The organism is Massilia sp. METH4, from assembly GCF_037094685.1.
Lineage (GTDB): Bacteria > Pseudomonadota > Gammaproteobacteria > Burkholderiales > Burkholderiaceae_D > Rugamonas.
In genome coordinates, this window is sequence record NZ_CP146614.1 from 4,745,604 (window position 1) to 4,766,027 (window position 20,424).

Below are 20,424 nucleotides of genomic sequence, written 5' to 3' on the forward strand. Positions count from 1 at the left end.
CGTGTCGGATGTAGTAAAAGCAGTGAGCAACAGTTGTGCGCTTGGCGCTGCGGCTGTTGTTATAATTGTTGAAGTTTTGCGGCTGTAGCTCAGCTGGATAGAGTACTTGGCTACGAACCAAGGGGTCGTGGGTTCGATTCCTGCCAGCCGCACCAGTTTCACCGTTGGATGGAAGTCCGGCGCATGCAGTGGCCGCGAGGGTCGCCTCGTGGTGTTGTAAAGTTTTTGCGGCTGTAGCTCAGCTGGATAGAGTACTTGGCTACGAACCAAGGGGTCGTGGGTTCGATTCCTGCCAGCCGCACCAGTTTCACCGTTGGACGCAAGTCCGGCGCATGCAGTAGTCGCGAGGGTCGCCTTGCGGTGTTGTAAAGTTTTGCGGCTGTAGCTCAGCTGGATAGAGTACTTGGCTACGAACCAAGGGGTCGTGGGTTCGATTCCTGCCAGCCGCACCAGACATGAAAAGGGGACCGGAGCAATCCGGTCCCCTTTTTGTCGTTGGCTGCGTGATGACACGCGCGGTTCACCCTGGCGCCGCCTGGCGCCAGGGAATGACTCAGACCTCCAGCGCGGCGCGCGCGGCGGCGGCCACCATGTCCTCACGCGCATCGGCCCCCTTTTCCGCGCCGTGCGTGAAAACCACCACCACGAGCGGGGCGCGATCCGGCGGATAGACGATGCCGATATCGTTGGTGACGCCATAGGCGCCGGTCCCCGTCTTGTCTCCCACTTGCCAGCCGGCCGGCACGGCGGCGCGGATGCGCTTGCCACCGGTGGTATTCCCCAGCAGCCAATCCTTCAGGCGCTCGCGTTGCGGCCTGGGCAATGCATCGCCGACGACGAGCTTTTGCAGCGTGCGCGCCATCGCGAGCGGCGTCGTGGTGTCGCGTTCGTCGCCAGGGATCGCGGTATTGAGCTCGGTTTCCCAGCGGTCCAGCCGGAAAGTCGTATCGCCGATCTCGCGCGTGAACGCGGTGAGGCCGGCCGGGCCGCCCAGTTCCTTCATCAGCACATTGGCGGCCGTGTTGTCGCTGTACTGCACGGTCGCCGCGCACAGCTCGGCCACGGTCATGCCGGTATCGACGTGCTTGCCCGTGACGGGAGAGTGCGCGACCAGGTCCGTTTTCGCATAGCGCAGGCGGCGGTCGAGGAAGCCGCTCTCGCGCGCGTCGCGCGCCAGCGCCTGCGCGGCCAGGATCGCCTTGAAGGTGCTGCACATGGGGAAGCGTTCATCGAGCCGGCGGCCGCTCGCCTTGCCGGTGGCGGTGTCGATGACGGCGACCCCGAGGCGGCCGTTGAAGCCGCGCTCGACGGCCGCGAGGTCGCCTTTTCCGGCGGCACGCACGGGCAGGGCTGCGAAGGGAAAGGCCGCGGCGGCGGCCAGCAGGGTACGGCGGGTGAAGTTCATGTGGCTCCCGATGGTGGTTGATCGGGGCAATTGTAGGCGCCGCTCCGGCGGGAGCACATGGGCGGCGGTCCCGCCGGCCCGGTGTTTCATCCCACCGTCGGGAAACGCTGGCTCAGGCGACCCGGTTCACCGGCTCCCCGCGCACGAACGCCTCGATATTGTCGATCAGCTGGTTTGCCAGTCCCTGCATGGCCTCCATGCTGGCCCAGGCATTGTGCGGCGTGAGAATGAAGTTCGGCAGCCGCAGCGTCAGCAGCGGGTTGTCGGGTACCGGCGGCTCCTGTGTCAGCACATCGAAACCGGCACCCGCGATCACGCCGCGCGTCAATGCGTCGGCCAGCGCCGCCTCGTCCACCAGGCCGCCGCGCGCCGTGTTGATCAACAGCGCCGTCGGCTTCATCGTCGCCAGTTCCGCCGCGCCGATCATGTTGCGCGTCGCGTCGGACAGCGGCGCGTGCAGCGACAGCACGTCCGACGTCGCCAGCAATTCATCGAAGCTCACGTTGACGACGCCATCCTCGCGGACCGGCGTGCGCGTGTGCACGGCGATTTCCATGCCGAAGGCGCGGCCGATCCGCGCGACCTGCTTGCCCAGTGCGCCGTAGCCGAACAGGCCCAGGCGGCTGCCGTGCAAGTCGCGGATCGGGTGGTCGAACAGGCAGAAGCGCGGCGCCGCCTGCCACTTGCCTGCCTCGACATCGGCGCGGTAGGCCATCAGGTTGCGGCGCAGCGCCAGGACCAGCGCGAACGTGTGCTCGGGCACCGCCGCATACGCATAGTCGCGGATGTTCGACACCACGGTGCCGCGCTCGCGCGCGGCCGGCAGGTCGATGATGTCGGTGCCGGTGGCTGCCACCGCGATCATCTTCAGGTCCGGCAGCCGGGCCAGCGTGTCGGCGCGCAGCGGCACCTTGTTGGTGATGGCGATCGTCGCGCCGCGCAGCCGGTCGGCCGCCTCGGCGGCGCTCGTGGCGGGATGTTCGGCCCAGGTGTGCTCGAGGGCGGGGCGGCGCACGTTGGCGATCAGGCTGTCGCGGTCGAGGAAAACGATGTGGTTCAAGCGGCCTCCGGTAAGGATTGGGGGAGCGTGCGCAGGCGCATGCCCGGATGATTGGCAAACAGTTCGGCAACCCATTCGACGAACACGCGCACCTTGGCGGACAGGTGGCGGTTCTGCGGGTACACGATGTGGATCGGCAGCGGGTCGCTGGTCCAGTCCGGCAGCACCTGCACCATGCGGCCTTCGCGCACGTGCTGCAGCAGCAGGTAATCGGTCATCTGGACGATGCCCAGGCCCGCCAGCCCGGCCTGCACATAGGCATTCCCGTCGTTCAGCGCGATCACGCCGGGCATCTGCACCTGGATGCGCTCGCCGTCCTTGTTGAAATCCCAGTCGTAGATCTTGCCCGTCTTGGCCGAGAAATAGTTCACGCAGCGATGGCGCTCCAGGTCGCGCGGATGTTCCGGCATGCCGAATCTCGCGATGTACGACGGTGCGGCGCAGGTGACGAAGTTGATGATGCCGATGCGCCGCGCGATCAGCGTGGAGTCGCCCAGCGCGCCACCACGCACCGCGCAGTCGACCCCCTCCTCGATCAGGTCCACCGGGCGATCGGAGCTGCCCAGTTCGAGCTGGATGTCCGGATAGCGTTCGAAGAAGTCGGGCAGGGCGGGCACGAGGATTTCACCCGCCAGGCCGGTCGGCGATTCCACGCGCAGGCGCCCGCTGGGCGACAGCCGGGTGCGCGACAGCGATTCCTCGGCATCCTTCACATCGGAGAGGATGCGCAGGCAGCGCTCGTAATAGGCGGCGCCGTCGGCCGTCACCGTCACCTGGCGTGTCGTCCGGTGCAGCAACTTAACTGAAAGTGACGCTTCCAGCTGCTGGATCAGGGTCGACACGGTGGCCTTCGGCAGCTGCATCAGGTCGGCAGCACGGGAAAAACCGCCGGCATCGACCACCTGCACGAACACTTCCATCGCCTGTAATTTGTTCATCCTTCCCCTCCCGAAAGCCTTGTCGCGTACCGTGGCAATGAACGGAGTGACAACAGGAGTGCGTCCCCGTCATCGATCTGTCATTGTTCGGATCCATGAACAATCAATTCGTCATTGCCGTATTTATCAGATTGTAGATCAAGCCTATGATTACTGCACTGCATCAAAGTAATACTCAGAAGGAAGGCTCAACGGAAGGTCGATCATGGAACTGCGGAACATCCTCATCATCGTGGCCCTGGCGCTGTATGCGCTGGTAATGGCCGGCATCGTCAGCACGGACGCGTACTCGCATGCGGCGGGCGCCGAAGCGCGCGGGCTGCACGCGCTGATGGCCGAGGTGCGTTCCGCGAACACCCAGGTGGCGGTGGCCCGATGAGCGCCTTGCAGCAGCATCCGATCACGCTGGCCGACGATCTCGTGCTGCGCGACCTGGAAGTGCAGGGGGCCGAAGGCCCTTTGCCGGCGCGGCTGTACCTGGCCGGTGCGCCGGCCGCGAAGCGCGACACGCTCGTGGTGTTCTTCCACGGCGGCGGCTTCGTGGGCGGCTCGATCGACGAGGCGGACGATTTCCTGTCGCGGCTCGTGAGCGGCGACCGCAGCCAGGTGGCGCTGTCGGCCGGCTATACGCTGGCATCGGTGAAGCCGTTCCCGGCCGCTGTCGAGGATGCGCATGCCTTGCTGCTGTGGGCGAAGAAGAACAAATCGAAACTGGCGTGGAACGGCAGGCGCCTGGTGGTGGCCGGCATCGAGGCCGGCGCCAACCTCGCCGCCGTGGTGTCGCTGATGTCGCGCGACCGGGGTGGCCCGGCGCTGGCCGGCCAGGTGCTGATCATGCCGATGCTGGATCCGGCGCTGTCCACCTGCTCGATGCGCGAGGTACCCGTGTGCCGCGACCGCGCGGCCGTGGTGGACAACGTGGCCGGCAAGTGCGCGGCCGGCTACCGCGGCTACCTGCCAAATGCCGCGGACCGCACGCACCCTTACGCGTCGCCGCTGCAATCGTCGCGCCTGAAGAACCTGCCGCCGGCGTTGATCCTGTCCGCGGAGGACGATCCACTGCGCGACGAAGCTGAACAATACGGCGCAAAACTGATCAAGTGCGGCATCACCACCACGGTGAAACGCCTGCCGCCACCTCCGCTCGACCAGCCGGGCGGGCGCAACGATTGTGCCTGCGTGTTTGCATTGATGGAAATTGCCGCGTTCATCCGCGGCGCAGATGGGACGGAGACCCCACCAGCCTGATGGATATATAAACAAAAAAGTTTACTTATCTTCGGGCTGGCGATATAGTTAAACGAACATTTTCCTGTAACCAAAAGTAAAAGCACACAGTGGATCTGCACTGAAGTGTGGTGGGACCGCTTTTTCCTCGAGCTAGGCGAGCGAAGAACGGCAACGCTAGGTTATTACTATTTTTCATACAAAAAGGGGTTAAAAATGAAAAACACGAATACTTTGACAGCACTGGCGCGACCCGCGGTGGCCAAAGTCGTGGCCGTCCTCGCGGCAGCCGGCATCGCGATCACGCTGGCAGGGTGCGAGGACGCCACCGGCAAGACCGCCGAAGCGCCCGCCGCTGCCGGCGGCCCGCCCATTTCCGCAGCACTGGTCATCGAAAAGCCGGTGGCCGAAACGCAGGAATTCTCCGGCCGGCTGGAAGCGATCGACCACGTGGAAATCCGCTCGCGTGTTTCCGGCTTCATCACGGCCGTGAACTTCAAGCCGGGCAGCGAAGTGAAGAAAGGTGACGTGCTGTTCGTGATCGACCCTCGCCCCTACCAGGCCGAAGCCGACCGCGCCGAAGCGGCCGCCAACTCGGCGCGTGCCAGGGCCGAGCTGGCCCGGCTGGAGCTGAACCGCGCCGAGCGCCTGCTGGCCGACAAGGCGATCGCGCAGCGCGAGTTCGACGAACGTGCCTCGGCGCAGAAGGAACTGGATGCCGCCGCGCGCGCCGCCCAGGCTCAGTACGAAGCCGCGAAGCTGAACCTCTCCTACACCCGCGTCACGTCGCCGATCGACGGCCGCGTGTCGAAGGCCGAGATCACGCTGGGCAACCTGGTCGACGCTTCCGCGGTGCTGACTTCGGTCGTCTCGCTCGACAAGATCTACGCGAGTTTCGATGGCGATGAAGACACCTACCTGCGCGTGGGCACGCAGAACCACAAGGGCGAGCCGGTCGTCGTGAAGGTGGGCCTGGCCAACGAGGAAGGCTTCCCGCATGAAGGCAAGCTGGAATTCGTCGACAACCAGCTCGACACGCAGACCGGTTCGGTGCGCATGCGCGCCACGTTCGACAACAAGGACCGCGCCCTCGTGCCGGGCCTGTTCGCCCGCGTGCAGCTGGGCGGCGGCAACGTGACGAAGAACACGGTGCTGATCAACGACCGCGCCGTGGGCACGGACCAGAACCGCAAGTTTGTCTTCGTGGTGGGTGCCGACAACAAGGCCGAGTACCGCGCCGTGACGCTGGGCCCGACGGTGGACGGCCTGCGCGTGGTGAAGGCGGGCCTGAAGCCGGGCGAGAAGATCGTCGTCAACGGCCTGCAGCGCGTGCGCCCCGGCGCGCCGGTGACCCCGCAGATCGTGCCGATGGACGCCGCGGTGGCCAAGGCGCAGGAAAACAGGAAGGACAACAAGAAGGGCAACGAAGTGGCGGCGCTGTAAGGCACCTTCGGACAAGAATAAGGAACAACCATGAACTTCTCACGCTTTTTTGTCGACAAACCGATTTTCGCGGCCGTGCTGTCGATCATCGTGTTCGTCGCGGGCTTGATCTCGATCTTCAAGCTCCCGATTTCAGAGTACCCGGACGTGGTGCCGCCGTCGGTCGTCGTGCGTGCGCAGTACCCCGGCGCCGATCCGAAGGTGATCGCCGAAACCGTGGCCGCGCCGCTGGAAGAGCAGATCAACGGCGTCGAAAACATGCTGTACATGTCGTCGCAGAACACGTCCGACGGCGCGCTGCAGCTGACCGTCACGTTCGCGATCGGCACCAATGTCGAGCAGGCTGAAACGGCCGTGCAGAACCGCGTGCAGCGTGCGCTGCCGCGCCTGCCCGAAGAGGTGCGCCAGATCGGTGTGACCACCGTGAAGAGCTCGCCCAACCTGACGATGGTGGTGCACCTGAATTCGCCGGACGGCCGCTACGACGACCTGTACCTGCGCAATTACGCGGTGCTCAACATCAAGGACCAGCTGGCCCGTATCCATGGCATGGGCGACGTGCAGCTGTTCGGCTCGGGCGACTATGCGATGCGCGTGTGGCTCGACCCGCAGAAGGTGGCGGCACGCGGCCTGACGGCCGGCGACGTGGTCGATGCGATCCGCGAGCAGAACGTGCAGGTGGCCGCGGGCGTGATCGGCCAGGGCCCGGCCAAGGACGCCGACTTCCAGCTCACGGTGAAGACGCAGGGCCGGCTTTCGACCGTCGAGGAATTCGGCGACATCGTCGTGAAGACGAATGCCGACGGCGCCGTGACGCGCCTTCGCGACCTGGCGCGCCTGGAAATGGGTTCGAACACCTACGCGCTGCGTTCGCTGCTGAACAATAAAGCGGCGGTGGCAATTCCCATCTTCGAGGCACCCAACGCCAACGCGCTGCAACTGTCGGCGGATGTGCGCGAAACGATGGAGCGCCTGTCGAAGGATTTCCCGGAAGGCGTCGAATACAGCATCGTGTACGACCCGACCCAATTCGTGCGCGAGTCGATCGACTCCGTGATCCATACGCTGGCTGAGGCCATCGTGCTGGTGGCCCTGGTGGTGATCATCTTCCTGCAGACCTGGCGCGCATCCATCATCCCGCTGCTGGCCGTGCCGGTGTCGGTGGTGGGTACCTTTGCCGTGATGCTGGCGTTCGGCTTCTCGATCAACACCCTGTCGCTGTTCGGCCTCGTGCTGGCGATCGGTATCGTCGTGGACGATGCGATCGTGGTGGTGGAAAACGTCGAACGTAATATCGAGAACGGGCTCTCGCCGCGCGACGCGACGATCCAGGCCATGAAGGAAGTGTCGGGCCCGATCATCGCCATCGCCCTGGTGCTGTGCGCTGTGTTCGTGCCGATCGCCTTCGTTTCCGGCCTGACTGGCCAGTTCTACCGCCAGTTCGCGCTGACCATCGCCATCTCGACCGTGATCTCGGCGTTCTCGTCGCTGACCCTGGCGCCGGCGCTGTCCGCCGCGCTGCTGAAGGGCCACCACGAGCCGAAGGACGCGCTGACGCGCGGCATGGACAAGGTGTTCGGCGGCTTCTTCCGCGTATTCAACAAGTTCTTCAACAACTCGGCCCACAAGTACGAGAGTGGCGTGAAGGGCGTGCTGCGGCATAAGGGTGCTTCGCTGATCGTCTACGCGCTGCTGGGCGCCACCGGCCTGTTCATGTTCAAGGCCGTGCCGCCGGGCTTCGTGCCGGCGCAGGACAAGCAGTACCTGATCGGCTTCGCGCAGCTCCCGGATGCCGCTTCGCTGGACCGTACCGATGAAGTGATCCGCCGCATGTCGAAGATCGCCGAGGATATCCCGGGCGTGGAAAACTCGATCTCGTTCCCCGGCCTGTCGATCAACGGCTTCACCAATGCGCCGAACGCGGGCATCGTGTTCCTGGGCCTGGAACCGTTCGACAAGCGCAAGGATAAATCCATGTCGGCGGAAGCCATCGCGGCCGAGATGAACAAGCGCATGGGCGCCGTGCAGGATGCGTTCGTGATGGTGCTGCCGCCGCCGCCCGTCAACGGCCTGGGCACCACCGGCGGCTTCAAGCTGATGATCGAAGACCGGGGCAACCTGGGTTATGACGAGCTGTATAAAGCGGTGCAGGCCGTGCAGGCCAAGGCCTGGCAGGAACCGCGGCTGCAGGGCGTGTTCTCGGGCTACCAGATCAACGTGCCGCAGCTGTTCGCCGACGTGGACCGCGTGAAAGCCAAGCAGCTGGGCGTGCCGCTGCAGACGATCTACCAGACCTTGCAGATCAACCTCGGTTCGCTGTACGTGAACGACTTCAACCAGTTCGGCCGCACCTACCAGGTGCGCGTGCAGGCCGATGCGCAGTTCCGCTCGCACCCCGAGCAGATCGCGCAGCTGAAGGTGAAGAACGACAAGGGCGAGATGATCCCGCTGTCCTCGCTGATGCGCGTGAAGGATACGTATGGCCCGGACCGCGTGCAGCGCTACAACAACTACGTGGCGGCAGACCTGAACGGTGGCCCCGCACCGGGTATCTCGTCCGGCCAGGCGCAGGCGATCATGGACCAGATCCTGCGCGACACGCTGCCGAAGGGCATCACGTATGAGTGGACCGACCTGACCTACCAGGACATCCTGGCCGGCAACACGATGATCTATGTGTTCCCGCTGTGCGTGCTGCTGGTGTTCCTGGTGCTGGCCGCCCAGTACGAAAGCTGGACCTTGCCGCTGGCCGTCATCCTGATCGTGCCGATGTCGATCCTGTGCGCGCTGATCGGCGTGAAGCTGACCGGTGGCGACAACAATATCTTTACCCAGATCGCGCTGTTCGTGCTGGTCGGTCTCGCGTCGAAGAACGCGATCCTGATCGTCGAATTCGCACGCGAACTGGAAGATCACGGGCGCAGCGTCGTCGACGCCGCACTGGAGGCTTGCCGCCTGCGTCTGCGCCCCATCCTCATGACGTCGATCGCATTCATCATGGGCGTGCTGCCGCTGGTGTTCTCCAGTGGCGCGGGTTCCGAGATGCGCCACGCGATGGGCGTCGCCGTGTTCGCCGGCATGCTGGGCGTGACGTTCTTCGGCCTGTTCCTCACGCCGGTGTTCTACGTCCTGCTGCGCACGCTGGCCAAGCGCCTCGAAAAAAAGAAAGAGCCGGCGCACGAAGTGTCGCTGGTGAAAATGGAAGGAACCCACGGATGAACAAGCTGATTGCGCGGGGCGTGGCCCCGCTGGTCGCGGCCCTGGTCTTGACCGCCTGCGCCGCGCCGGAGTTCAAGCAACCGGCGGTGGATGTGCCCACTGCCTTCAAGGAAACGCAGACGCCCGCCGACGTGAAGGTGGCGGCCGACGGCACGCGCTGGAAGGAAGCCCAGCCGGCCGAGCAGCAGCCGCGCGGCGAGTGGTGGCTCGCCTTCAACGACCCGGGCCTGAACGAGTTGATGGCCGAGGCCATCCGCAACAACGCCAACCTGTCGGTGGCCGCGGCCCGCGTGAAGCAGGCGAGGGCGATCGCCGGCATCGCCGAAGCCGACCGCATTCCGCAGATCGGCGTCGGCGTGGGCGCCAACCGCGGGCAGCAGGCGCCGCAGGAAGCGGGCCTGCCGCAAGGCACCCGCATGGCGCCCGCCACCAGCTACACGGCGCGGCTGACGGCAAGTTATGAAGTGGACCTGTTCGGCCGCGTTTCGTCCAACGTGGCGGCGGCGCGCAACGATGCGGCGACCGTGGAGGCGAACTACCGCTCCGTGCTGCTGGCGTTGCAGGCCGACGTGGCCCAGACCTGGTTCCGCCTGCGTGCCACGGACGCCGAACTGGCGACCGTGGAGCAGACGGTCCGGCTGCGCGAGGAAAGCGTGAAGGTGAACCAGCGGCGCTTCGACCTGGGCGATATCGGCGAGTTCGACCTGTCCCGCGCGAAGACGGAGCTGGCGACCTCGCGTGCCGAGGCGATCGGCCTGCAGCGGCAGCGCACGACGGCCGAGCATGCGCTGGCCGTGCTGCTCGGCCGTCCTGCCGCGTCGTTCACCGCTTCGGTGAATCCGCTGGCCGAGGCGAATGCCTTGCCATCGATCCCCGGCGGCTTGCCGTCCTCGCTGCTGGAGCGCCGGCCGGACATCGCCGCCGCCCAGCGCGCCATGCAGGCGTCGAACGAGCGCATCGGCGTCGCCCGGTCCGCGATGTTCCCGGCGCTGACGATCAGCGCCGACGGCGGGGGCGTGGGCCCGGCGTTCTCCGACGTGTTCCGCTGGAGCAGCCGCTCCTGGCTGCTGGGCGCCTTGCTGTCGATGCCGATCATCGACGGCGGCCGCAACCGCGCGAACATCGCGCGCAGCGAAGCGGCGCTGGAAGAGTCGGTGGGCACGTATCGCCAGACGGTGCTGACCGCGTTCGCCGAGGTCGAGGACAACCTGGCCGGCTTGCGCATCCTGTCCGGCCAGAGCGCCCAGATCGAGGACGCGGTGGTGTCGGCCCGCCGTTCGGCCGACCTGGCGCAGAAGCTGTACGACGCCGGCCGCTCCAGCTACCTAGAACTGCTGGACGCGCAGCGCAACCTGGCTGCCGTCGAGCGCAACGCGGTGCAACTGCGCGGCGATCGGGCCGTCACCACGGTCGCCCTGATCCGCTCCCTCGGCGGCGGCTGGGAGGCCCCCGTCAACACGGCCCAGGCGAGCAACTGAAAAGAAACCACAACGACTAGCGTAGCCCTTGCGGCGGCCCCACCCCGGGCCGCCGCTTTTTTATCCACAACGGCCGAGCTGGTTGCCAAACAACACCGGGGACAGTCCCCTAATATCGCTCAGCTGGTCTCAAAACAACACGGGGACTGTCCCGAATTTTTGCAACAACGCCGGGACAGTCCCTTTGGCCCGCGAATATTGCTCAGCTGGTCTCAAAACAACATGGGGACTGTCCCCGATTTTTTGCAACACTCGTTATCATGCTGGCTCCGCAAGTTCACGAGGACTATCTTGATCACCAGCGCCTTACTCAGCAGTATTCCGACCATCGTCCACGGCTTCGGCGGCGAAGCCCAACTGGTGCCGCAAGCGTTGCAGCCGGTCTGGAAACTGCGCCCGGAGAAAAAGCAAGTGCACGGCACGCGGGCCGTGCGCATCGTCGAAGAGCGCCAGCGGGTAGGGGAGGCGGATGCCTTCCATACGCGCCGGCCGGGCGTTCCCGTGTCCGTGATCACGGCCGATTGCGTGCCGTTGCTGCTGGCGCGGCGCGATGGTGCTCATGTCGCGGCGGTGCACGCGGGCTGGCGCGGACTGGCCGATGGCATCGTCCCGAAAGTGCTGGCCGAGCTGGAAGCCGGCGACGATTGGGTAGCCGCCATCGGGCCGACGATCTGCGCGCAATGCTACGAAGTGGCCGAGGAACTGGCGGAGCGCTTCGCGCGGCAGTTCGACGCGATCCCGACAGGCGTGCTGTTGCCGCGCCATCGCCACCTGGACCTGCGCGCCGTGGCCGAGCACCAGCTGCGCGAGGCGGGCGTGACGGCACTCGAGCATGTGGGCGGCTGCACCTGCTGCGCCCGCGATGCGGGCGGCAACTTCATGTTCCGTAGCTACCGCCGCGGCGACCGCAACTCGCAGCAGCACGCCGGCATCTTCATCGTGGGATGAACGGCCGCTTCGGCGGTTCGGCCGTCATGGCGGTCCGACCCCACGGTTCCTAGAATGACACCAGTTCATCCAAGGAAGCCGCCATGAAAAAAACACTGACCGCCATCGCCTGCCTGGGCATCGTGGCCTGCGCCCATGCCGCCAACGAGTGGGACGCCCCGCAGGAACCCTTTGCCATCTACGGCAATTCGTTTTACGTCGGCCCGCACGGCGTCGGTGCCGTGCTCGTCACGTCGCCGGCCGGCCACGTGCTGATCGACGCGGGTACGCCCAAGTCCCCGGCCGCCATCGCTGCCAGCATCCGCAAGCTGGGCTTCAAGCTCGAGGACGTGAAATACATCCTTACCTCGCACGAGCACTACGACCACGTGGGTGGCGCCGCCGAATTGCAGAAAATGACCGGGGCCACCGTGATCGGCAGCACGAGGAGCGCACCGGTGCTGGCCAGCGGCAAGCCTGATCCGGCCGACCCGCAACTGGGCAGCCTGCCCGACATGGTCCCCGTCGCGAACACGCGCGCCGTGAAGGATGGTGATGTCGTCACCATCGGCCCGCTGGCCATCACCGCGCACGACACGCCGGGCCACACGCCGGGCGGGCTGTCGTGGACGTGGCAGTCGACCGAGAAAGGGCGCACCGTGAACATGGTGTACGCCGACAGCCTGAACGCCTTCGGCCTGCACGGCTTTCGCTACGGTGGCGACCGTCGGTGGCCAGAAGCGAAACGGCAGCTGGAGGCATCGATCGCCAAGATCGCCGGCCTGAAGTGCGACGTGCTGGTCTCCGCCCACCCGGAATTTGCCGGGCTCTGGGAGCGCAAGGAAAAGCAGCCTGAGCTCGGCAACGCGGCCTTCATCGACCCCGACGCGTGCCGCAAGTACGCCGAGCTGGGCCGCAAACGCCTCGCCAGGCAGCTGCAGGAAGAACAAAACCCGCGGTGACTCGCGGCACAAAACCGGTGCCTGTCACCGCCCTTCGAGCAGTTCCAGGAAGTACAGGACCGGCGGTGAAGAGGCGGCAAAACTGGCGACAGGCACCGATTTTGAGGAAACATTTCAGGAACACCGGTGCCTGTCACCGGGGTTCAGGAAACATTCCAGAAAAACCGGTGCCTGTCACCAGGTTTCGAAAAACATTCTAGATAACCGGTTTCCGGCAACGGTGGTTATGCCTTCAGGTACCCATGCCGCCGCGAGTCGGGCATGATCCACGACGCGGCCAGCGCGATCGCGCAGATGATGGCGACGTACCAGAAGAACGCGCTCTCGTGGCCGTTCGACTTGAACAGCAGCGCCACGTACTCGGCGGTGCCGCCGAAGGCCGCGTTGCCGATCGCGTAGGAGAGCCCGACGGCCAGCGCCCGAATCTCGGGCGGGAACATCTCGGCCTTCACGATGCCGCTGATCGACGTGTAGAAGCTCACGCCCACCAGCGCCGCGAGCACGAGGCCGAACGCTTCGGCCGGTGCCGCCACCCGGCCGATCGCCGTCATCAAGGGCACCGTGCCGACCATCGTCACGGTGCCGAAGATGATCATCATGTTGCGCCGCCCGATGCGGTCGGACAGCGCGCCGAACGCCGGCTGGATGATCATGAAGCAGAACAGCACGGCCGTCATCACCAGCGTGGCCGTCTCCGCGTTCATGTGCGCGGTGTTGACGAGGTACTTCTGCATGTAAGTCGTGTACGTGTAGAACGCCAGCGAGCCGCCCGCCGTGTAGCCGAGCACCGTGAGCAGGGCGCGCGGATGTTCGAGGATGCCGCGGATGGTGCCGGCCTTCTCGCTCTTGCTTGCCTCCGTCGCCGTTTCCACCAACGCGCGGCGCAGGAACAGCGCCACCAGCGCAGCCGCCGCCCCGATGAAGAACGGGATGCGCCAGCCCCAGGCGCGCATCTCGTCCGGTGTGAGGAACTGCAGCAGCGCCACCAGCACCAGGGTGGCCAGCAACTGGCCGCCGATCAGCGTCACGTACTGGAACGAGGCGTAGAAGCCCCGTTTGCCCGCCACGGCGACTTCGCTCATGTAGGTCGCGCTGGTGCCGTATTCCCCGCCGACGGACAGGCCCTGGATCAGCCGCGCCAGCAGCAGCAGGAACGGCGCCCAGAAGCCGATGCTGGCGTAGGTGGGCAGCAAGCCGACCATGAGGGAACCGAAGCACATCATCAGCACGGAAATCATCATCGAGGTGCGGCGCCCGAGCCGGTCGGCGATGCGGCCGAACAGCCAGCCGCCCAGCGGGCGCATGAAGAAGCCCACGGCAAAAATGCCGGCCGTGTTAAGCAGCTGTGAAGTGGGATCGCCTTTCGGGAAGAACGCCGCAGCGAAGTACAGGGAGGTGAAGGAGTAGGCGTAGAAGTCGTACCACTCGACGAGGTTGCCGGACGAGGCGCCGACGATCGCGAGCACGGGGTTGTGGATTTTATGGTCGCTCATGTGGAAGCCGGAAGGAAAAAAACCGGCTTTCATCATAGCGGCAGGCGGCGAGGAGGGCGTGCCCGATTGACCAGGCCGGCAACCGGCCGGACGGGAGGGGCAAGCGGCGGCGGCAGAAAAAAAACCCGCGCACGTGGCGCGGGCAAGGGAGCCGGTATTGTTGTGTGCTCGTTTTTTGCTGCTTGTGTGCTCCGAGAGTAGCGTCAGCTTTATTTGGTTTGCGGCGCGGTGGTCAGGTTGGCGTGCGAGTCGTGCTTGGCTTCAGCCTTTTCCTTGGCGACCTTCTCATGGGCTTTCGCCTTTTTCTCCTTTGCGTCGGCCTTCGCTTCAGCCACGTCCTTCTTCGCTTCGGCCTTTTCCTTTGCTACCTTGGCGTCGGCCTTCGCGGTCTCTTTCGCTTCCTTGGCTTCTGCCTTGGCGACGTCCTTCTGATCCTTCGCGGCTTCCTTCGCATGGGCTGCCTCGGCGTGCGCGGCGGCGCCCGGCGCCGTGGCGGGAGCGGTGGACTGGGCAAATGCGGCACCAGCGAACAGACCAGCGATCAGGGTGGCGATGACTTTTTTCATGGCTTGGTTCCTCATTGAGTTGTCGTTCCAGGTGAGACACATGTTGTCTGTGTCACTGGGCAGAAAACGCCAGCCGCCGCGCCAGAGTTGACGGGATTTACATCTGTTACAAATCAGGACTCTTCTGTTAGCTGACGTACCGATGCACGGCATGCCACCGGCCTAGAGTATGACCATGACCGACGCCCTCAAACTCTACAAGGCCAAGCGCAACTTCGCGATCACGCCCGAACCCGCCGAAGGCGGCGAAGAAGGCAAGGAGGCGCTCACGTTCGTGATCCAGAAGCACTGGGCCACGCGCCTGCACTACGACTTCCGCCTGGAACTGGACGGCACCATGAAAAGCTGGGCCGTGCCGAAAGGCCCCAGCTATGACAGCCACGACAAGCGCATGGCGGTGCACGTGGAAGACCACCCGATCTCGTACAACGATTTCGAGGGCGTGATCCCCGAGAAGCAGTACGGCGCCGGCAAGGTGATCATCTGGGACAAGGGCACCTGGCACCCGATCGGCGACCCGCGCAAGGGCTACCGCGACGGTAACCTGAAGTTCGAGCTGCGCGGCCACAAGATGCATGGCCGCTGGGTGCTGGTGCGCATGCGCCGCTCCGGCGAAAAGCAGGAGCCGTGGCTGCTGATCAAGGAGAACGACGAATACGTGCGCGCGGCGGACGAATTCTCGGTCGTCGACGAGATGCCCGACAGCGTGAAGGCGCTCGGCATGCCGACCGATGAACCCCTTACCCCGGAGGCGGACGAGGCGCAGAGCAAGGCGCTGGCGCATCAGGGCAAGCCCGCAAAAAAGACCGCGGCGCGGAAAACCGCCGGCAGCGGGAAGAAGGCGAAGGCCGCCGATCCGCTCGCCACCGTGAAACTCCCGGCGATCCTGGCGCCGGAACTGGCCACACTCGTCGACGGGCCGCCCCCGGACCCCGGGAACTGGATCTTCGAGCTGAAATTCGACGGCTACCGCCTGCTGGCGCGCATCGAAGGGAAGTCGATCGAACTGTGGACGCGCAACGGCAACAACTGGACGCACAAGCTCGAACCGTTGCGCGCGACGCTGGAGAAGATGAAGCTGCCGGACGGCTGGTACGACGGCGAGATCGTGGTCCACGACGGGAGCGGCCGCCCGAACTTCGGCCTGCTGCAGCAGGCGTTCGACGGCGAGAAGACGAAGAACATCGTGTACTTCATCTTCGATGCGCCATTCCTCGACGGCCACGACCTGCGCGAGGTGCCGCTGGCCCAGCGCCGCGAGCTGCTGCAGACCGTGCTGGGAACGGACGCCAGCGGCAAGGTGCGTTTCTCCGCCGAGCTGGCCGCGCCGCCGCAGGAGATCGTGGCCGCTGCCTGCCGGATGGGCCTGGAAGGCATCATCGGCAAGCGGCGCGACGCCCCATACACGTCGCGGCGCTCGGGCGACTGGATCAAGCTGAAATGCGCGCAGCGGCAGGAGTTCGTGATCGGCGGTTATACCGATCCGAAGGGATCGCGCGTGGGCATCGGCTCGCTGCTGCTCGGCTATTACGACGACGAGGGCAAGCTGCACTACGCCGGCAACGTGGGGGCCGGCTTCAACGATACGTCGCTGCGCGACATCATCGCCAAGCTGAGGAAGCTGGCCAGCGACACCAACCCGTTCGCGCCCACCAAGGCGATCGAAAAGCGTGCCCACTGGGTCAAGCCCACGCTGGTGGCCGAGGTGACGTTCGGCGAATGGACCGGCAGCGGCTCGATCCGCCATTCGGTGTTCCAGGGCCTGCGCACGGACAAGAAGGCAACGAGCATCCGCCGCGAGCGGGCCGCTCACGTGGAGGATGTGATGCATACACAAACCGCTACCAAGGCCGGCACGGCGCGCAAGGGCGCGTCGGCGGCAACGAAGACCACGGCGAAAACCGCCGCGAAAACCGCCGAGAAAACTACCGCGAAGGGGGCAGCCAAGGCCGATCCCGTCGCGGAATCGGATGTCGGCAGCAAGCTGCCGGCCACCCTCAAGGTGACGAACCCCGACCGCTGCATCGATCCGGCCAGCGGCATGACCAAGATCGGGCTGGTGCGGTATTACGCGCTGGTGTCCGAGCTGATGCTGGAGCACCTGAAGGGCCGGCCGCTGGCGCTGGTGCGCGCGCCGGCCGGCGTCGGCGGGGAGCTGTTCTTCCAGAAGCATTCGGAAGTCGGCAAGCTGCCCGGCGTGAAGCAATTGCCGCAGGAGCTCGATCCCGACCATCCCACCATGCTCGAGGTGCCCAACGTGCAGGGCCTGCTGTCCTGCGCGCAGTGGAACGTGGTCGAATTCCACACGCAGAACGCGTTCGGGAAGAACTACGACAAGCCCAACCGCATGATCTTCGACCTGGACCCCGGCCAGGGCGTCACGTGGAAGCAGATCCAGGAAGCGGCGCAGTTGATGCGCGCCTTCCTCGAGGAACTGGGCCTGCCCGCCTTCCTGAAGACCAGCGGCGGCAAGGGCCTGCACGTGGTGGTGCCCCTGAAGCCGCAGCACGGCTGGGATACGGTGAAGGGTTTCTCCAAGCTGATCGTCGAGCACATGGCGCGCACCCTGCCGGATCGCTTCGCCTTCAAGAGCGGTCCGAAGAACCGGGTTGGCAAGATCTTCATCGACTACCTGCGTAACGGGCGCGGCGCCACCACGGCGGCCGCGTGGTCGGCGCGCGCCCGGCCCGGCATGGGCATTTCCGTGCCGGTCGACTGGAGCGAGCTGGAACACCTCAAGAGCGGCGACCAGTGGACCGTGGCCACCGTGCACACCCGGCTCGACCACGGCAACACGCCGTGGGCCGACTATGCGAAGAGCGCAACCAGCATCACCAAGGCGATGAAGCAGATGGGCTATACGGGCGAGTGATGGCCGGCCAGGCCGTCCCGCCATTGTCCTTGCCCGCCACTGCCGTCGCGCAGCTGGCGGCCGCGCGCGCGGTGCTCGAACACCGCCTCGGCGACCGGCTGGTCGCCATCTACCTGTTCGGTTCGGCCGTCGAGGGCGGCTTGCAGCCGCGCAGCGATCTCGATCTGCTCGTGGCGGTGGGCGAGCCCCTGGACGAGCCGACCCGGCATGGGGTCATGACGGAATTGCTGGACGTCTCCGCGCCGCCGGGCGCGGGCAGCGCCTTGCGCGCGCTGGAGGTGACGGTCGTCGCCATCGGCGCAGTCGTACCTTGGCGCTACCCGGCGATACGCGAGCTGCAGTTCGGCGAATGGCTGCGCGACGATTTGCGGGCCGGCCGCTTCGAGCCGCCGGTGCGCGACCACGACCTGGCGATCCTGCTGACGAAAGTGCGCGGCCACGGGATACCGTTGCACGGGCCGCCCGCCGCTACCGTGTTCGAGCCCGTGCCGCCGGGTGACCTCGCCCGCGCGCTGGGCGACACGCTGGCCCAGTGGAACGAGGAGGCGGACTGGCGTGGCGACGAGTGCCATATCGCGCTGGCGCTGGCGCGCATCTGGTACACGGCCGGCACCGGCCGGATCGCGGGCAAGGCACAGGCCGCGGCCTGGGCACTGGAGCGCTTGCCGCCCGAGCTGCGCCCGCTGCTGGCCGCCGCGCGCTCGGCTTACCTCGACGGGGACGGCGCCGGCCTTGGCGGGCATGAAGCGCGCCTCGCCGCGCTCGTTGCCCACGTGCGTACTCGCGTGGCAGCCGGGGAGGGCGGTGGGGGAATCTGAATGCTGGAGGGAGCCGCGCGGCTGATCACGGCGTGGACCGCACCGGCAGGTGCACGGCGGGCACTGCTCACAGAAGCCCGGCTGACAGCGCCTGCAGGACGGCCGCCGGCCGCGACGAACATTCCAGCTTGCCGAAGATGCTGTCCAGGTGGGTACGCACCGCGCCGGTACTGATCCGCAAGGCGCGCGCGACGGCCGGCGTGCCTTCGCCGCGGCCGATCCGCCGCAGCACTTCGATCTCGCGGTCGGACAAGGGACCTGCCCGCCGGGGCGGCGCCGGCCGCAGGGTGGAGGCGGCCGCGATCACGGCCTCCACGGCGCGCCGGTCGAAGCGGCCGGCCTGCGCGGCCAGCAGCGCGGCGGCGGCGGCGGGTTCATAGGGTGCCCGCCACGGGCGCGGCGCGCACAAGGCCGTCCATGCCGCGGCCGCCGCGAGCAGCCGGTGCGCGGGCTCGAGCATGTCGCCGCGCAGGCCACGGAAATAGCCGCTGCCGTCGAGACGTTCGTAGGCATGGGCCGCCAGGTGCGCCTCCTCGGCCAGGGCGGGAACCTGCGTGGCCAGACGCGCCGTCCAGTAGGGCGCGCGGCGTACGGCGGCCCAGTGCGCCTTGCGCAAGCGGTCGGGGCGCTCCCATATCGTGTTCGGCACGGCGGCGCGTCCGATGCCGTGCAGGAGCGCGGCGCGCCCGATCTCACGCTGTTCCGCTTCCGGCAGCCCGGCCAGCGCGGCAGCCTTGCATGCCACCGCCGCGACCCGGCGCGCATACCCGGCCAGCCACGGCAGCTTCAGCTCCACCACGTCGGCCACGAGCGTCAGCCGGGTTGCGCCGCCTGCCGGCACCGCCGCCTCGTCGGGCGGCATGGCCAGCCAGTCGCGCAGGTGCGGGGCGTGGCACCGTACCAGCTCCGCCGGATACTTGCGGTCCGCCAGGCGGCCGATCCGCCGCAGTGCCTCGTCCACGCCATGGGCGCGCGAGAGCACGTCCAGGTCCCCGGCCAGGGCGACGTGGTACACGGCGGCGGGGACGTGTTCGCCGCGCAGCCGGTCCGGCAGGCCGCCGCCGTTCGCATGCTCGAACGCGTGGCGCAAGCCATCCTGCGCGGCGGCGGGCAGCGCGAGTGTGCGCGCCACCAGGACGGCGACCTCGCACTGCGTGCGGGCCAGCGGCGCGACACGGGAAAAGGTGAGCGGGTGAGGGCGGGGCAGGGTGCGCGCCAGCATCGCGCTCCGGCCCGCCACGTCGTCCCCCAGCAGCCGGGCGAAGCCGCCGGCACTGGCCGTGCTGCCGGACCAGCGCAGCAGGCCCACCAGCCGGGCCGTGGCCACGGCCTCGGGACCCGCGTCCTCGGCCATGCACGCGGCCAGTTGCGCGACGCGCCGCGAATGGCCGGCGGGTTGGCCCATCGCCAGGTCGCCGGCCATGGCCAGCGCAAGGATCGCGTCGGCCGTGGCCAGGGTGTCGGTTTGCGTCATGGCCGGTACTGTAGCGGCGCGGCCGCGCGCCGGCAAGGGCGATGCGCCGCCGGGCGGCGGCGAGGAGATGCCTTACATGCCCGGCGGCGGGTTGACGGGGATCGGATTGCGCAGGGACAGGTTGATCACGTTCCAACCGCGGATCACGGCGATGGCGTAACCCAGTTCGGCGATCTGGGTTTCATTGAAATGTTCGCGCAATTCGCCGTAGGCGGCATCGGTATCGTCGCGGTGCGGCAGCGCGTTCAGGGCGTCGGCCCAGCGCAGCGCGGCACGTTCCTTCGCATCGAAGAACGGCGATTCGCGCCACGCCGCCACGGTATTGAGGTGGCGCGGATCGGCCCCCTGGCGGATCAGGTCGCGCCAGTGCATGTCGACGCACACGCCGCAGCCGTTCACCTGCGACACGCGCAGGTTCACCAGTTCGACGATGCGCTCGCCCAGCGAGCTGGCCTTGGCCGCCTGCGACAGGGCAATCATCGCCTGCAGGCTTTTCGGAGCGAGATTAAACAGGGGAATGCGGGCTTGGAACATGATGGTTT

At 66.6% G+C, this 20,424-nt stretch carries 16 protein-coding genes and 3 tRNA genes; 12 read left to right on the forward strand and 7 right to left on the reverse strand.

Going from position 1 to position 20,424, the window contains the following annotated elements:
• Positions 1–78 precede the first annotated feature (78 nt).
• The 3 genes from V6Z91_RS20900 (at position 79) to V6Z91_RS20910 (ending at position 452) form a co-directional block, all read left to right on the forward strand.
• Positions 79–155, forward strand: a tRNA-Arg gene (locus V6Z91_RS20900).
• 72 nt (positions 156–227) lie between these two features.
• A tRNA-Arg gene (locus V6Z91_RS20905) sits at positions 228–304 on the forward strand.
• Between the two features lie 71 nt (positions 305–375).
• Positions 376–452, forward strand: a tRNA-Arg gene (locus V6Z91_RS20910).
• A 101-nt stretch (positions 453–553) separates the two neighbouring features.
• Here the strand turns inward: V6Z91_RS20910 and bla (V6Z91_RS20915) are convergent.
• From bla (V6Z91_RS20915) to V6Z91_RS20925, 3 genes are all read right to left on the reverse strand, one after another.
• Positions 554–1,405 (reverse strand): class A beta-lactamase, encoded by an 852-nt coding sequence (gene bla / locus V6Z91_RS20915; RefSeq protein ID WP_338760633.1) that lies wholly within the window; start codon positions 1,403–1,405, stop codon positions 554–556.
• Between the two features lie 112 nt (positions 1,406–1,517).
• Positions 1,518–2,465 (reverse strand): D-2-hydroxyacid dehydrogenase, encoded by a 948-nt coding sequence (locus V6Z91_RS20920; RefSeq protein WP_338760636.1) that lies wholly within the window; start codon positions 2,463–2,465, stop codon positions 1,518–1,520.
• Positions 2,462–3,403 (reverse strand): LysR family transcriptional regulator, encoded by a 942-nt coding sequence (locus V6Z91_RS20925; protein ID WP_338760639.1) that lies wholly within the window; start codon positions 3,401–3,403, stop codon positions 2,462–2,464. The genes V6Z91_RS20920 and V6Z91_RS20925 overlap by 4 nt, the downstream gene beginning before the upstream one ends.
• A gap of 205 nt (positions 3,404–3,608) precedes the next feature.
• Between V6Z91_RS20925 and V6Z91_RS20930 the strand changes: the two genes are divergently transcribed.
• The 7 genes from V6Z91_RS20930 (at position 3,609) to bla (V6Z91_RS20960) (ending at position 12,659) form a co-directional block, all read left to right on the forward strand.
• On the forward strand, positions 3,609–3,782 hold the full coding sequence (locus V6Z91_RS20930) for a hypothetical protein (protein WP_338760642.1): 174 nt from the start codon (positions 3,609–3,611) through the stop codon (positions 3,780–3,782).
• Positions 3,779–4,651 carry an alpha/beta hydrolase gene (locus V6Z91_RS20935; RefSeq protein WP_338760645.1) on the forward strand — a complete coding sequence of 291 codons (873 nt, stop codon included), beginning with the start codon at positions 3,779–3,781 and terminating at the stop codon, positions 4,649–4,651. Before V6Z91_RS20930 ends, V6Z91_RS20935 begins: the two co-directional genes overlap by 4 nt.
• 195 nt (positions 4,652–4,846) lie before the next feature.
• Entirely contained in the window at positions 4,847–6,073 is a 1,227-nt protein-coding gene (locus V6Z91_RS20940; RefSeq protein ID WP_338760648.1) for an efflux RND transporter periplasmic adaptor subunit, read from the forward strand.
• A gap of 30 nt (positions 6,074–6,103) precedes the next feature.
• A complete protein-coding gene (locus tag V6Z91_RS20945; protein ID WP_338760651.1) occupies positions 6,104–9,292 on the forward strand; it encodes an efflux RND transporter permease subunit in 3,189 nt (1,062 codons plus the stop codon).
• Positions 9,289–10,770 (forward strand): efflux transporter outer membrane subunit, encoded by a 1,482-nt coding sequence (locus V6Z91_RS20950; RefSeq protein ID WP_338760654.1) that lies wholly within the window; start codon positions 9,289–9,291, stop codon positions 10,768–10,770. Before V6Z91_RS20945 ends, V6Z91_RS20950 begins: the two co-directional genes overlap by 4 nt.
• 291 nt (positions 10,771–11,061) lie before the next feature.
• On the forward strand, positions 11,062–11,718 hold the full coding sequence (locus V6Z91_RS20955) for a polyphenol oxidase family protein (RefSeq protein ID WP_338760657.1): 657 nt from the start codon (positions 11,062–11,064) through the stop codon (positions 11,716–11,718).
• A gap of 83 nt (positions 11,719–11,801) precedes the next feature.
• A complete protein-coding gene (gene bla, locus V6Z91_RS20960; protein ID WP_338760660.1) occupies positions 11,802–12,659 on the forward strand; it encodes a subclass B3 metallo-beta-lactamase in 858 nt (285 codons plus the stop codon).
• A gap of 224 nt (positions 12,660–12,883) precedes the next feature.
• On the opposite strand, the gene V6Z91_RS20965 is transcribed toward bla (V6Z91_RS20960), so the two are convergent.
• Together V6Z91_RS20965 and V6Z91_RS20970 are read right to left on the reverse strand one after the other, a co-directional pair.
• Positions 12,884–14,152 carry an MFS family transporter gene (locus V6Z91_RS20965; RefSeq protein WP_338760663.1) on the reverse strand — a complete coding sequence of 423 codons (1,269 nt, stop codon included), beginning with the start codon at positions 14,150–14,152 and terminating at the stop codon, positions 12,884–12,886.
• Between the two features lie 209 nt (positions 14,153–14,361).
• The gene (locus V6Z91_RS20970) at positions 14,362–14,718 is read right to left on the reverse strand and encodes a hypothetical protein (protein ID WP_338760666.1); all 357 of its coding nucleotides are present in this window, start codon (positions 14,716–14,718) and stop codon (positions 14,362–14,364) included.
• 175 nt (positions 14,719–14,893) lie between these two features.
• Between V6Z91_RS20970 and ligD the strand changes: the two genes are divergently transcribed.
• Positions 14,894–17,590 carry a DNA ligase D gene (gene ligD, locus V6Z91_RS20975; protein ID WP_338760669.1) on the forward strand — a complete coding sequence of 899 codons (2,697 nt, stop codon included), beginning with the start codon at positions 14,894–14,896 and terminating at the stop codon, positions 17,588–17,590.
• Positions 17,590–18,408, forward strand: coding sequence for an aminoglycoside adenylyltransferase family protein (locus tag V6Z91_RS20980; protein ID WP_338760672.1), 819 nt, complete (start codon positions 17,590–17,592; stop codon positions 18,406–18,408). Before ligD ends, V6Z91_RS20980 begins: the two co-directional genes overlap by 1 nt.
• Before the next feature lie 67 nt (positions 18,409–18,475).
• Here V6Z91_RS20980 and V6Z91_RS20985 read toward each other — a convergent pair whose 3' ends face one another.
• Entirely contained in the window at positions 18,476–19,882 is a 1,407-nt protein-coding gene (locus V6Z91_RS20985; protein ID WP_338760675.1) for an HD domain-containing phosphohydrolase, read from the reverse strand.
• A gap of 72 nt (positions 19,883–19,954) precedes the next feature.
• Positions 19,955–20,416, reverse strand: coding sequence for a carboxymuconolactone decarboxylase family protein (locus V6Z91_RS20990; protein WP_338760678.1), 462 nt, complete (start codon positions 20,414–20,416; stop codon positions 19,955–19,957).
• Positions 20,417–20,424 lie beyond the last annotated feature (8 nt).

Excerpts from the sequence above, each read along its gene's own strand:
- V6Z91_RS20990 (WP_338760678.1), bottom strand. The coding sequence starts at position 20,416 with ATGTTCCAAGCCCGCATTCCCCTGTTTAATCTCGCTCCGAAAAGCCTG.
- V6Z91_RS20980 (WP_338760672.1), top strand. The coding sequence starts at position 17,590 with ATGGCCGGCCAGGCCGTCCCGCCATTGTCCTTGCCCGCCACTGCCGTC.
- V6Z91_RS20985 (WP_338760675.1), bottom strand. The coding sequence starts at position 19,882 with ATGACGCAAACCGACACCCTGGCCACGGCCGACGCGATCCTTGCGCTG.
- V6Z91_RS20965 (WP_338760663.1), bottom strand. The coding sequence starts at position 14,152 with ATGAGCGACCATAAAATCCACAACCCCGTGCTCGCGATCGTCGGCGCC.
- bla (WP_338760633.1), bottom strand. The coding sequence starts at position 1,405 with ATGAACTTCACCCGCCGTACCCTGCTGGCCGCCGCCGCGGCCTTTCCC.
- V6Z91_RS20930 (WP_338760642.1), top strand. The coding sequence starts at position 3,609 with ATGGAACTGCGGAACATCCTCATCATCGTGGCCCTGGCGCTGTATGCG.
- V6Z91_RS20925 (WP_338760639.1), bottom strand. The coding sequence starts at position 3,403 with ATGAACAAATTACAGGCGATGGAAGTGTTCGTGCAGGTGGTCGATGCC.
- bla (WP_338760660.1), top strand. The coding sequence starts at position 11,802 with ATGAAAAAAACACTGACCGCCATCGCCTGCCTGGGCATCGTGGCCTGC.
- V6Z91_RS20970 (WP_338760666.1), bottom strand. The coding sequence starts at position 14,718 with ATGAAAAAAGTCATCGCCACCCTGATCGCTGGTCTGTTCGCTGGTGCC.
- V6Z91_RS20950 (WP_338760654.1), top strand. The coding sequence starts at position 9,289 with ATGAACAAGCTGATTGCGCGGGGCGTGGCCCCGCTGGTCGCGGCCCTG.
- V6Z91_RS20935 (WP_338760645.1), top strand. The coding sequence starts at position 3,779 with ATGAGCGCCTTGCAGCAGCATCCGATCACGCTGGCCGACGATCTCGTG.
- V6Z91_RS20940 (WP_338760648.1), top strand. The coding sequence starts at position 4,847 with ATGAAAAACACGAATACTTTGACAGCACTGGCGCGACCCGCGGTGGCC.
- ligD (WP_338760669.1), top strand. The coding sequence starts at position 14,894 with ATGACCGACGCCCTCAAACTCTACAAGGCCAAGCGCAACTTCGCGATC.
- V6Z91_RS20945 (WP_338760651.1), top strand. The coding sequence starts at position 6,104 with ATGAACTTCTCACGCTTTTTTGTCGACAAACCGATTTTCGCGGCCGTG.